Annotated in this window: 11 protein-coding genes; 9 read left to right on the top strand and 2 right to left on the bottom strand. The window is 71.0% G+C overall.

Annotated features, from left to right (window positions below):
* The first annotated feature begins 1 nt into the window (after position 1).
* From J2851_RS29165 to J2851_RS29125, 9 genes are all read left to right on the top strand, one after another.
* Positions 2-1348, top strand: coding sequence for a prohibitin family protein (locus tag J2851_RS29165; RefSeq protein WP_209770798.1), 1347 nt, complete (start codon positions 2-4; stop codon positions 1346-1348).
* A 7-nt stretch (positions 1349-1355) separates the two neighbouring features.
* Positions 1356-3017, top strand: coding sequence for an ATP-binding cassette domain-containing protein (locus J2851_RS29160; RefSeq protein ID WP_209770796.1), 1662 nt, complete (start codon positions 1356-1358; stop codon positions 3015-3017).
* 53 nt (positions 3018-3070) lie between these two features.
* Positions 3071-4237: an SDR family oxidoreductase gene (locus J2851_RS29155; RefSeq protein ID WP_209770794.1), complete on the top strand. Its 1167-nt coding sequence runs from the start codon at positions 3071-3073 to the stop codon at positions 4235-4237.
* A complete protein-coding gene (locus J2851_RS29150; RefSeq protein WP_209770792.1) occupies positions 4237-4650 on the top strand; it encodes an SET domain-containing protein in 414 nt (137 codons plus the stop codon). The genes J2851_RS29155 and J2851_RS29150 overlap by 1 nt, the downstream gene beginning before the upstream one ends.
* Positions 4647-5381 (top strand): hypothetical protein, encoded by a 735-nt coding sequence (locus tag J2851_RS29145; RefSeq protein WP_209770790.1) that lies wholly within the window; start codon positions 4647-4649, stop codon positions 5379-5381. Before J2851_RS29150 ends, J2851_RS29145 begins: the two co-directional genes overlap by 4 nt.
* A 35-nt stretch (positions 5382-5416) precedes the next feature.
* A complete protein-coding gene (locus tag J2851_RS29140; RefSeq protein WP_209770788.1) occupies positions 5417-6589 on the top strand; it encodes a porin in 1173 nt (390 codons plus the stop codon).
* Positions 6590-6912: 323 nt separating this feature from the next.
* Positions 6913-8112, top strand: coding sequence for an MFS transporter (locus tag J2851_RS29135; RefSeq protein ID WP_307420951.1), 1200 nt, complete (start codon positions 6913-6915; stop codon positions 8110-8112).
* Positions 8113-8197: 85 nt separating this feature from the next.
* Entirely contained in the window at positions 8198-8353 is a 156-nt protein-coding gene (locus J2851_RS29130; RefSeq protein ID WP_209770786.1) for a hypothetical protein, read from the top strand.
* Positions 8354-8609: 256 nt separating this feature from the next.
* On the top strand, positions 8610-8918 hold the full coding sequence (locus J2851_RS29125; RefSeq protein WP_209770784.1) for a DUF2249 domain-containing protein: 309 nt from the start codon (positions 8610-8612) through the stop codon (positions 8916-8918).
* 81 nt (positions 8919-8999) lie between these two features.
* Here the strand turns inward: J2851_RS29125 and J2851_RS29120 are convergent, their stop codons facing one another.
* Both J2851_RS29120 and J2851_RS29115 read right to left on the bottom strand, forming a co-directional pair.
* Entirely contained in the window at positions 9000-10910 is a 1911-nt protein-coding gene (locus J2851_RS29120; protein WP_246501005.1) for a nitric oxide reductase activation protein NorD, read from the bottom strand.
* Between the two features lie 19 nt (positions 10911-10929).
* A complete protein-coding gene (locus J2851_RS29115; RefSeq protein ID WP_209770782.1) occupies positions 10930-11742 on the bottom strand; it encodes a CbbQ/NirQ/NorQ/GpvN family protein in 813 nt (270 codons plus the stop codon).
* Positions 11743-11946: the final 204 nt, after the last annotated feature.

Here is an 11946-nt window from a genome sequence, read left to right as displayed (position 1 = left end):
CATGGCTGCCCAGGCCTTCGCCACCGACGACACTGATGACCTGCCGAAGCCGAAATCGCGCCTGCGGTCGCTGATGGCGCTCTGGTACGACGAGCACCGCCGGTCCCTGCTCTGCACGCTGCTGGTCGGTATCCTGATCTTCCTCTACTTCGCCCCGTCGATCGTGGTCTTCATTCCGGCCGGCCATGGCGGCGTGCTGTGGAAGCGCTTCCACCAGGGCACCCAGATGGCGCCGGCCCTGGCGGAAGGCGTGCACGTCATCTTCCCCTGGGACAAGATCGAGGTGTACGACCTGCGCCTCCAGGAGGACACCCGCTCCTACTCGGCCATCGCCAACGACGGCCTGAACGTCAGCATCGAGATCACGGTGCGCTACCGCCCCTACGCGGAGATGCTGGCCGCCCTGCACAAGAACGTCGGGCCGAACTACCTGGAGGTGCTGCTGGTGCCGGAGGTCGGCTCGGTCTCGCGCGAGATCGTGTCGCGCTTCAAGGCGGACGAGCTGTACGCCCACCGCCGCCTGCGCGTGCAGACGGAGGCCTTCGAGCAGGTCGCCGACCGCGTGATGTACGCCCAGATCGTCGGCGCCGAGGACGCGCCGAAGCCCGACGGGCGGACCAAGACCGGCTATCTGCTGATCCAGGACATCCTGATCCGCAACGTCTCGCTGCCCGACGCGATCATGGCGTCGATCGAACGCAAGATTCAGCAGGACCAGGCCGCGCAGGAATACCAGTTCCGCCTGCAGCGCGAGCTGTTCGAGAGCCAGCGCAAGCAGCTGGAAGGCCAGGGCATCCGCGCCTTCCAGGAGACGGTGCAGGCCAACTTGACGGAGAACTACCTGCGCTGGCGCGGCATCGAGGCGACGCTGGAGCTGGCCCATTCGCCCAACGCCAAGATCGTCGTGATCGGCAACGCCGCCAGCGGCGGCCTGCCGCTGATCCTCGACGCCGCTTCAGGCCAGAACGCCGCCACGGCGGTGGCCCCGGGCACGGGTCCGGCGGAGCTGTCCGCGCTGCCTCCCGGTGTCCATCCCGGCGCTCATCCCGGCGCGCCCCCGGCGATCCCCGGCACCGCGCTCGCCGCCGTGCCGACCAGCGTCCCGGTGCCGCCGGCCGCCCAGCTTCCGTCGCTGAGCGGGGACGGCAACCCCAACCAGACTCCGCCCAGCCAGATGCCCAGCCTGAACACCGGCGCCGCGGCCCCGGCCGGCAGCCATCCGGCCGCCACCCCGCCGACCCCGGCCGCCAAGCCGGAACCGCCCAGGGATGGCAAGGCAGCGGCGTCGGCGCCGATCCTGTCGAAGATGTCGCCGTCCCGCCTGCTCGACCTCATCCAGCCGAAGTGAGCCGGCGATGGACCTCTGGCGCCTTCTGAGACGCGACGCGCTGCGCAACCTCCAGCCGCTGATGCTGCTGGCCGTGCTGGCCGCCGCGCTCAACCTCGCCCTGCTGACCTCGCTGAACGACGCGCTTCTGCTGCTGGACGACCCGAACGGGCTGCAACGGCTGCTGATCATCTTCCTGCTGTCGTCCTTCCTGTGGCGGCTGGCCCAGGGCTGGATGATGAACGCGGCGTCCAAGCGCCTTCAGGCGGCGCTGGCCGTGCTGCGCGTGGACCTGCTGCGCCGCGCGCTGGCGGCCGACCTGCCGGACTCCATGGCGGTGGGCACCAGCCGCCTCTCCCAGGTCGCGGGGCCGGAGCTGCAACTGCTGGCCCAGGCGGTGCCGACGCTGGTCATCAGCTTCCAGTCGGTCGCGGCGATCCTGCTGTGCCTGCTCTACCTCGCCACCCTGTCGCAGGCCGCGGTGCTGATCGTGCTGGGCTTCCTGGCGGTCGGCGGCATCCTGATCGGCCGCTCGGTGATCCGGCTGGAGACGCTGTCGGAGACGATCCACGAGGCCGAGGGCGCCCTGTCGGAACGGTCGGACCACATCCTGCGCACCCTGCGCGAGTGCAAGCTGAACCGCCGGCGCAGCGCCAACGCGCTCGCCGACGCCACCGCTTGCGCGGAGGCCCTGCGCCGCGAGCGCCACAAGTTCGGCGCGGAGTACAGCCACTATTTCACCGTCAGCGAGCTGACCTACTACATGGCGCTCGCCGGAATCATCTTCCTGCTGCCGGCGATCACGACCACCGACGTCGCGACCGTCGTGCTGGCCGGCCACGCGGCGGCCTTCATCGCCTACCCGGTCATCACCATCGTCGCCTCCTACCCTTCCTACATCGCCGCCGAGACGGCGGCCCGTTCCTTTCTGGCGGTTGAGGCCGACCTTGGGGCGACGCCGCAGCTTCCCCGGCGCAAGGGCGCGCCGACGGTGGATTACACCGGCTTCGCCACCCTCGGGATGGACGGCGCCACCTTCCGGCACGCCGGGCGCGACGGCTCCGGCTCCTTCACGGTCGGCCCGGTCGACCTGACGGTGGAGCGCGGCAGCACCGTCTTCATCACCGGCCACAACGGGGCGGGCAAGAGCACGCTGGTGCACATGCTGCTCGGCCTCTACCCGGCCCAGCGCGGGTCCCTGCTGGTGGACGGCGCACCCGTGCCGGCCGACGCGCTGGCGTCATACCGCGACCTGTTCGCCGTCGTCTTCTCCGACAGCGACATCACCCGCCAACTCTACGGCGCGGTGTCGCTGGACGACGGCTTCGCGGAGGAGCTGCTGGACCGGCTGGAGATGTCCGACAAGGTCGCCATCGACGGCCGCGCCTTCACCACGGTCGAGCTGTCGCAGGGCCAGCGCAAGCGCCTCGCCCTGGTGGCGGCCCTGCTGGAGCGCAAGCCGGTGCTGGTGCTGGACGAGTGGGCGGCCGACCAGTCCCCCTATTTCCGGCGCAAGTTCTACCGGGAAATCCTTCCCTGGCTGAAGGCGCGCGGCATTACCGTGATCGCGGTGACCCACGACGACGCCTATTTCGACGCCGCCGACGTCCAGCTCCAGGTGGAGCGCGGCGGCCTGCGCCGGGCCGACGCGCCCGGCGTCCCGGCCCCAGACCTCATCCCCGCCCCGTAAGGCGGCACCCCCCACTCCATCCATTTCTCCCAGACGCGAGACAGAGGCTCACCATGATCCTTCTCACCGGCGGCACCGGCTTCCTCGGCGGTTCCTTCTATCTCGACGCCGTCAAGAACGGGACCGCGGCCGACTGCCTGCTGCTGATCCGCGGCGCGGACGAGGCGGCCTGCCGCGCCCGCCTGGCTTCCAACCTCGCCCGCTGCGTCGACCGCGCGACGGCGGAGGCCTACGCCGGCCTGTGCCAGATCCTGCCGGGCGACCTGCAATCGCTGGCGACCAGCACCGACCCGCGGCTGGACGCGGTGACCCACATCGTGCACGTCGCCGCCGACACCTCCTTCGACAGCCGCCATTCGGTGTGGCAGATCAACGTCGACGGCACGCTGGCGCTGGCCGGCCGCGCCCGACGGATGAAGCACCTCCAGCGCTTCCTGCACATCGGCACCGCCTTCTGCTGCGGCGAGACGCCGTGGCTGGAGATGGTGGAGGAGGCGCCGGCCCCCGGCCACGACACGCCGCACATCGTCGAATACACCCGCAGCAAGGCCGCGGCGGAGCGGGCGCTGGCCGCCGGATTCCCGGACCTGCCGATCGTCGTCTGCCGCCCGTCCATCGTGGTCGGCCACACCACGCTCGGCGTGCGGCCGAGCGCCAGCATCTTCTGGTTCTTCCGGCTGGTCGACCGCACCGGCGTGCTGCCCTGCTCGCCCGACGGCTTCATCGACATCGTGCCGGTGGACTGGGCGTCCGCCCGCCTGCACGACCTGCTGCGCAAGCCCGACCTGAAGCACAACCTCTATCACATCTCCGCCGGCATCGGCAGCCGCACGACCTGGGCCGACTTCGAGGAGGCCTTCGCCGCGCACGGGCACGAGGGTAAGCGCCCCTACAGCTTCTTCGACCCGAAGGGGCCGGAGGGCTGGCGTCCCTTCGACCGCGCCTTCCGCGCGGCCTTCCCGCAGCGCGACATCCTGCACCGGACGATGGCGGCCGGCGGGCGCAAGTACCACCGCTTCACCGCGCAGGACATCGCCTTCGACAACAGCCGCCTGCTGGCCGAAGGCTTCGCCCCGCCGCCGCGCTTCGCCGACTACATCGGCGTCTGCCTGACGAAGCCGAACACGACCATCGCCGAGCAGTTCGTCGACGACGCCGCCAGCTTCGAGTTCGACGAGGCGCTGACGGCCGCACCGGTGACCTCGCCCGTGGCCGCCTGATGCCCCTGCTGATCGCGACTCGCGTCGGCTCCAGCCCGATCCACGGGCTGGGGCTGTTCGCCGAGAAGGCGGTGCCGGCCGGCACGCCGATGTGGGCGTTCGACGCCCGCATCGACCGGCTGCTGGCGCCGGACGACTCCGTGCTGGCCGACTATCCGCAGGTCGCCCGGCTGATCGACTTCCACGGCTGCGTAATCGAGGGGGTCGGCGTCCTGCTGCCCGGCGACGACGCCCGCTTCCTCAACCATGCCGACGACGCCTCGGTCGGCCGGGCCGACCCGGCCGACTGGCGGCTGTTCGTCACCCGCCGCGCCATCGCCGCGGGCGAGGAGATCACCTGCAACTACGAGGACATCTGCGCCGACGTCCGCGACGCCGGGGCGGCCGCTTACTTGTCGGGGAACGCTGGATGAACCCGCGCCCCCTGCTGACCAGCGTCGTCGGCCCCACCGCCCTGACGCCTGAACTGCGCGCGGCGATGTTCGTCCTGCTCAGCGTCTGGTTCGAGGGCTACGGCGAGGATTACTTCAACGAGGAGCTGGCCGACCTCGACCACTGCGTCCTGCAACGGGACGCGGAGACCGGGGAGCTGGTCGGCTTCGCCACCGTCTACCGGCAGGAGTCGGAGATCGACCGCCGGACGGTCGGCGTCTACCACACCGCCCACTGCATCCTCCAGCGCCGCTACTGGGGATCGAACGGGCTGGTGCGGTCGATGGTCGCCGAGCTTCTGGACCGCGCGCGCGCCGACCGGTCGGGGCGCGTCTGGTATTGGAGCTACAGCGCGGTCGGCTACCGCTCCTACCGCTACATGCCGATGCTGTTCCTCCGCCACACGCCGCACGCCGAGGCGCCGCTGGGCGACTTCGACCGATCGGTGCGCGACTGGGTCGGGCGGGAATGCTTCGCCCAGTATTACGACGACGAGACCGGGACCGTGGACTGGAACTGGCAGGGCTACGGCCTGACCGAGGAAGCCCGCGCGATCAGCGAGGCCAAGCTGGACAGCCCGGCGCTCGCCCTGTTCCGCCGCCTCAACCCGCGCTGGGCCGACAGCGTGGAGATCCTCTGCCAGGCCCAACTGCACGACGACAACCTGACCCCCTTCGCCCGCCGCTGGTTCCCCGCGCGCCAAGCCGCCTGACACCCACACTCACACAGTCTGGAATGACCACCCCCATGCGCCCGACCGCTCCCGCCACCGCCGCCCTCGCCTGTCTCGCGCTGTCCGCCCCGGCCGCCGCGCAATCCGCCGCGCAGTCCGCCTTCGACGTCACCATCGGCGGCGACGCCTATGTCCAGGGCGCCTACGTCAACCAGAAGCAGGACAGCGGCCTGCGGTCGACCGAGTTCGCCAACCGCTTCCGGCTGGTCGTCACGCCGTCGGCCACCGCCGACAACGGGCTGACCTACGGCGCGCGCGTGCGCATCGTGGCCGGCAACGGCAACCCGGCGGTGTCGAGCACAAGTCTGGAGAACGACCGTGCCTTCCTCTTCGTCAACGGCGGGTTCGGCACGGTGCAGGCGGGCATGATCAACGGCCTGTCTGACGAATACGGCATGATCGGCCCCAACGTCGAAGGCGTGGCGGGCAGCCCCGACAGCAACGGGATCCTGTTCCTCAACGGCTCCTCCACGCTGGGCGCCCTGCCGCTTCCGGCGACCAGCCTGCGCACGCTCGTGGCCTACGACACCGGCACCAAGTTCATCTACATCACCCCGTCCTTCGCCGGCCTGTCGGCGGCGGTGTCCTACACGCCGCGCCTCGGCGACGCCAACAACACCGTCAACCGCCTGAAGCGGGATCCGCTGGGCAACGCCCCGTCCTTCCACGACATCGTGGAGTTCGGCGCCGCCTACCTGCGCAACGTCGACGACCTGACCATCGAGGCCAGCGCCTTCTACCAGACCGGCCAGGCCAACGGGCAGACCGACGGCGTCCTCAGCCAGGAATTCGAGGATCTGCGGTCCGTACACGTCGGGGCCAACGTCGGCTACGGCCCCGTGAAGGTGGGCGCCAGCTACGCCTACAGCGGCGACAGCGGCTACGCCAAAGGCCTCGCCCAGTCCCGCGCGCAGCAGAACCTGATTGTCGGCGCGCAGTATTCCTATGGACCGCTGCTGTTCGCCGCGAACTATCTGCGGGCGCTCGGCAACGACAGCGCGACCATGACAACCCCGGCCAAGGCCGACATCTGGCAGGGCGGCATCACCTGGACCGTCGCCCCCGGCCTGACGACCGGCCTGGAGTACGACTATGTCCGCTCCACCCTGTCCGGCGGAGCGGTGGGCGGCGGCGACCTGACGGACCGCGCCCACATCCTGATGCTCGACACGCGCATCGCGTTCTGACCGGCGGCCAAAATCCCCTCTCCCCTCTGGGGAGAGGGTTAGGGTGAGGGGGTTGCGCGTTTGCCGGACGTACCAAGGTGGCGGGCCCCCCTCACCCTGCCCTCTCCCCAGAGGGGAGAGGGTCGAACGGTCGCCCATGTTGACGCTGCCGCGACGCTTCGGCTAAGGTTCTTCATCGCCGGATGACGCTCTCCGAAGCGTTCCGGCCGTAAGCGTTCACGTCAACCAACGCACCCATCGACCGCCGTCCGGGCGGAGCGGGTGCGTTTGTCCGCACATCCCGCATCCGATCGAGCGACGGTCCTCATGCGGAGTGCGTGAACGTGCCTGCCCCCAATATCCCTGTCACGGACCGGCCCGATCCGGCCTACCGTCGCGTGGTCGCCCTGACGGGGACGCTGTTCCTCTCCTATCTCGCGGTCGCGATGGCGTTGCCGGCTGTGCCGGTGCATGTCGTGCAGGGGCTGGGTCTCAGCAACGCCTTCGGCGGGCTGACGGTCGGCATCGCCTTCCTGTCGACGATCCTGACGCGCAACCTCGCCGGCGCGCGCGCCGACCGGATCGGCGGCAAGGTCTGCATGCGGCAGGGCTTGGTCGTCTACGCGGCGGCCGGGCTGATCTGCCTTCTGGCGAGCTGGCCGCAGCTGCCCGTGGCGGGTGCCTACGCCGTGCTGATCGTCGGGCGGCTGCTCCTCGGCCTGGGCGAAAGCCTCGCCATGGTGGGGATGATCAGTTGGGCCATCGGGCTGATGGGCCACGCGCGGTCCGGCAAGGTGATGTCGCTGGTCGGTGCGGGGATGTACGGGGCCTTCGCGGCCGGCGGCCCGCTCGGCCTCGCGCTGCTGGATTGGGTGGGCTTCGCCGGTCTCATGGGTGTGTGCACGCTGTTGCCGTTGCTGGGACTGGCCGCCATCCACCCGATCCCGGCCGTGACGCCCCACGCCGGCCAGCGCGAGTCCTTCTGGCGGATCATCGGCCGAATTTGGCGGGCCGGGGCCGCCGTCGGGCTCCAGGGGGTCGGCTTCGCCGCCCTCGGCGCCTTCTTTTCCCTCTACTTCCTCAGCCGCGGCTGGCCCTATGCGGGGTTGGGCCTGACCTTCTTCGGCGTCGGGTTCGTCCTGGTCCGGCTGCTCTGCGGCCACCTGCCCGACCGGATCGGCGGGACGCCCGTGGCCATCGTCTCGCTCGCCGTGGAGGCCTGCGGGCAGTACCTGCTGTGGCTGGCGCCCGGTCCCGGGTGGGCGCTGGCCGGCGCCTTGCTGACGGGGCTCGGCTGCTCGATGGTGTTTCCGGCCATGGGTTCCGACATCGTCAAGCGGGTGCCGCCGCATCTGCGCGGCACGGCGGTCGGCGGGTTCGCCGCCTTCCAGGACCTCGCCTACGGAGCGACGGGCCCCCTGGTCGGCCTGCTGGCCGACTCTTCGGGCTACGCGGCGGTGTTCCTGATCGGCGGCCTCGCCGCGACCCTCGGGCTGGGAATGGCGGTGTCGGTGCACCGGATGGCGCGCGCGGCTGTGGCGTGACGCCGGAACCTTTTGACCACGGTCAAGGACGCCCGGCCGGCCTGCGCCGACTTTCCCGGCACAGGCCACACGGGAGGCGGGCGCCATGAACCAGGCTCAAGTCGGATTGCTGATCGTCACCCCGATGCTGGTCGGGGTGGCGTTTCTGCTGCACCGCCAGGGCGTGATGTCGCGTGGCGGCGTGGTGCTCGCCTCGCTGGCGTCGCTGGGTGCCGCCGCCTGGATGTTCTTCACCCAATAGGACATCGCCTGTCCTTCAGGCCGGCCGGACGCACCGGCTTGACCGCCGTCAAGGATAGCCAGACCAAATCAGTCAACTTTTGACGGGCAAGGACAGCGAACGGACCATCGGGACCAAGACCATGTCAGCGGCAGACAGCGCCTGCACCTGGACCTGGGCGGTGCTGGGTGCCTACGCCGCCGGCCTCCTCCGCTGAGCCACCGCTCCCTTCGCACTTCCCTCAATCCTTCCATCCCTGACAGAGGATCCCGAAGCCATGCCGACCACTTCCGCCGAGCGGACCGAGCCCGTCATCGACATCCAGGCCATCGCGCCCTACCAGCGCCACCAGATCATCATCGAGGCGGTGCACGGCCTCCCTCCGGGGGATTCCTTCACGCTGGTCAACGACCACGACCCGCGCCCCCTGCACCTGCAACTGCGCACGCTCTTCGGGAACGCCTTCACCTGGGAGTATCTGGAGCAAGGGCCGGAAACGTGGCGCGTCCGGATCGTAAAGTCGGCGCAGGCGGCACCCGTGGAGGACCGCAGCGGCTCCTGCTGCGGCGGCATGTGCGGCGGCTGAGCCGCAAGGCAGACGCGCAAAAAGCACGGGGACCGGCCGGCGCCGGTCCCCCTTTTCGTGTTTGGGTTTTCGTGTTTCGGCTTACCCCACCACCTGCCGGTACAGCGCGGGCAGCGCCTTGGTCAGGTGCGCGACATGCGGGAAGATGGCGTAGCCGCCGCGGCCGAACAGGTAGGGGAAATAGTCGCGCGCCTCGGCGTCCACGGTGATGCCGAACAGCGCCAGCCCCTGCCGGCGGGCCTCCTGGATGGCGACGCGGGTGTCCTCGATGCCGTAGCGCCCTTCGTAATGGTCGACGTCGTTGGGCTTCCCGTCGGACAGCAGGATCAGCAGCCGGTGGCGGTTCGGCCGCTCGGCCAGCCGCGCGGTCGCGTGGCGGATCGCCGCGCCCATGCGGGTGTAGTGGCCGGGCTTCAGCGCCTGAACGCGGCGCTGCACCTTGGACGACAGCGGCTCGTCGAAGTCCTTCACGGTCTGCACCCGGACCCAGCTGCGCTTGTTGGAGGTGAAGGCGAAGATCGCGTGGTCGTCGCCGCAGGCGTTCAGCCCGTTGGACAGGGCGAGCAGCGCTTCCTTCTCCACGTCCAGCACGCGGCGGCCGTCAACCCAGCCGTCCGTGGACAGCGAGGCATCGACCAGCACCGCGACGGCGAGGTCGCGGGCCGCCGTGCGCACCGCTTGGTAGACGCGGTCGCTGCCGGCCCCACCCGCGCTGTGGTCGGCGCGGCTGCGCACCAGGGCGGACAGGTCCAGCTCGTCGCCGTCGGGCTGGGCGGTGAACAGCGTGCGCTTCGGCCGCAACGCCTCGAACTGGCGGCGCACTTGGCGGATGCGGCGCAGCGCCGCCTCGTCGGGCACCCAGTCCTCGCCGTCATCGGGCGCCGGCTCCGCGATCACGCGGCAGTGGGCCTGATGATAGGCGCGGCGGCGGTGGTCCCATTCCGGGTAGCTGTGCTCGGCCACCAGCGGCGTCGCGTCCACCGCCGCGGGGGCGAGGTCCAGGTCCATCTTCAGGCGGGTGGAGGGTTTGCGCTGGTGCTCGGCCAGCGCGATCTCCTCCATGTCGTCGGCGGCCTGCTTGGCGCCGCCCTCGTCGTCGTCCTCGACCGAGCGTGGGATGTTCATCATCTCCGCAAGGCCAAGCAGCTTCTCGAACCGGTTCAGGATCAGCGGATCCTCCCGCTGCGTCTGGTCGCTGTCGCGCCGCTTGGCCTTGCGGCGCTGGCCGTCCCCTTCGGCCGCTTCAGCGGCGTCCCCCTCGGGGCCGTCCCCCGCTGCGGCGGCGGAGCCGGCCGGCGCGGGTCCGGCGACCTCGCCCCACAGCGGCACGGGCAGGAACGGCTTGTAGCCGACCGGCGCCGTGAAGCGCTCCAGCGGCACCGTCGGGTCCAGGATGGCTCCGCCCTCCCCGGCGCCCAGCAGCGCCAGAACGGCGGCTTCCACGGCGGCCTCGTCCTTCGGCAGGGCGCGCTTCGGCCGCACGATCAGCAGCGCCGCGCACAGCTCATCATGGAGGCGCGCCAGCCCCGGCCAGCGCGCCAGCACGCGCGCCGTCGTTGCCTGCGCCTGCCGCAGCGCCCGGACATCGGCCTGCAAGGGATCGGGCGGCGGCTCGCCCGCGGACTCCGCGTGGGCGAAGTAGGCAGCCAGCCACTCGTAGAGCCGTTCGTTCAGCGCGGCGTCGGGAAAGACGTCCAACACCGCGGGCAGCGCCAGGACGTCGCCGTCCAGCGTCGGCCGTTCCATCGCCTCGGCGCCGAGCCCGATGCGCTCCAGCAGGGCCAGCCGGTGGCCGGAGCTGGTCCGCGCCGCGGCGGCCAGCCGCACGCCGCGGTCGCCGCCCAGCCCGCGGAAGAACACGCCCAGCCGGGGCCGGATCGTCTCCAGCGCCACGGCGGCGTCGGGATGGCGCGGGTAGCTCGCCCGGCCGCCCATCAGGCGGTGCCAGTGGCGGCCGATGGTCTCCTCGGGTTCGAACAGCGACAGCAGCATGGCGGATCCTTTCGGCTTCTCAGCCCAACGCGATGTCGGCGACGCGCAGCAGCGCCTGGCGCACGTCGGCATCGTCGGTCAGCGGCTCGATCAGCGCGGTGCGGATGGCGCGTTCCGGCCGAATGCCGGAGCGGATCAGCGTGGCGCAGTAGACGAGCAGGCGGGTCGAGACGCCCTCCTCCAGGTCCTGGCCCTTCAGGTCGCGCAGCGCGCCGGCCAGACGGACCAGCGGGGCGATGCGGCCTTCCGGCAGGCCGCTCTCGCGGGCGACGATGGCGATCTCGGCCTCCGGTGCCGGGAAATCGAACTCGACCGCCAGGAAGCGCTGGCGGGTGCTGGGCTTCAGCGCCTTCAGGACATTCTGGTAGCCGGGGTTGTAGGACACCACCAGCATGAAGCCCTCCGGCGCCTCCAGCAGCTCGCCCGTGCGGTCCAGCGGCAGCAGGCGGCGGTCGTCGGTCAGCGGGTGCAGCACGACGGTCACGTCCTTGCGCGCCTCCACCACCTCGTCCAGGTAGCAGATGGCGCCCTCGCGCACCGCGCGGGTCAGCGGGCCGTCCACCCACACCGTGTCGCCGCCCTTCAGCAGGTAGCGGCCGGTCAGGTCGGCGGCGGTCAGGTCGTCGTGGCACGACACGGTGTAGAGCGGCCGCCCCAGCCGGGCCGCCATGTGCGACACGAAACGGGTCTTGCCGCAACCCGTCGGGCCCTTCAGCAAAAGCGGCAGGCGGTGGCGGAAGGCGTGCTCGAACAGCTCGCACTCGTCGCCGACCGCCTGATAGTAGGGGATGTCGAGGTCGTCCGCGACGGCCTTCAAGGCGCTGAGAGGCATGGGAATCTCCTGTACGGATCGATCCCCCTCTCCCCCCTGGGGAGAGGGTTGGGGTGAGGGGGTCCCGCATTTGCCGGACGTCCGGCCCACGGGCATGGGCCCCCCCCCCCCCCCCCCCCCCCGGGGGGGGGGGGCGTATTTGGGGGGGCGCGCCCCGGGGGGGGGGGGGGGCCCCCCCCCGGCCGGGGGGCCACCCGGGCCCCC

Origin of the sequence: Azospirillum rugosum (assembly GCF_017876155.1) — a bacterium.
In the GTDB taxonomy this organism is placed as follows: Bacteria; Pseudomonadota; Alphaproteobacteria; order Azospirillales; family Azospirillaceae; genus Azospirillum; species Azospirillum rugosum.
Note: the sequence above shows the minus strand (reverse complement) of the source record. Positions and strands in the feature narration are given on the sequence as shown.

Excerpts from the sequence above, each read along its gene's own strand:
- J2851_RS29140 (WP_209770788.1), top strand. The coding sequence starts at position 5,417 with ATGCGCCCGACCGCTCCCGCCACCGCCGCCCTCGCCTGTCTCGCGCTG.
- J2851_RS29120 (WP_246501005.1), bottom strand. The coding sequence starts at position 10,910 with ATGCTGCTGTCGCTGTTCGAACCCGAGGAGACCATCGGCCGCCACTGG.
- J2851_RS29160 (WP_209770796.1), top strand. The coding sequence starts at position 1,356 with ATGGACCTCTGGCGCCTTCTGAGACGCGACGCGCTGCGCAACCTCCAG.
- J2851_RS29125 (WP_209770784.1), top strand. The coding sequence starts at position 8,610 with ATGCCGACCACTTCCGCCGAGCGGACCGAGCCCGTCATCGACATCCAG.
- J2851_RS29130 (WP_209770786.1), top strand. The coding sequence starts at position 8,198 with ATGAACCAGGCTCAAGTCGGATTGCTGATCGTCACCCCGATGCTGGTC.
- J2851_RS29165 (WP_209770798.1), top strand. The coding sequence starts at position 2 with ATGGCTGCCCAGGCCTTCGCCACCGACGACACTGATGACCTGCCGAAG.
- J2851_RS29115 (WP_209770782.1), bottom strand. The coding sequence starts at position 11,742 with ATGCCTCTCAGCGCCTTGAAGGCCGTCGCGGACGACCTCGACATCCCC.
- J2851_RS29145 (WP_209770790.1), top strand. The coding sequence starts at position 4,647 with ATGAACCCGCGCCCCCTGCTGACCAGCGTCGTCGGCCCCACCGCCCTG.
- J2851_RS29150 (WP_209770792.1), top strand. The coding sequence starts at position 4,237 with ATGCCCCTGCTGATCGCGACTCGCGTCGGCTCCAGCCCGATCCACGGG.
- J2851_RS29155 (WP_209770794.1), top strand. The coding sequence starts at position 3,071 with ATGATCCTTCTCACCGGCGGCACCGGCTTCCTCGGCGGTTCCTTCTAT.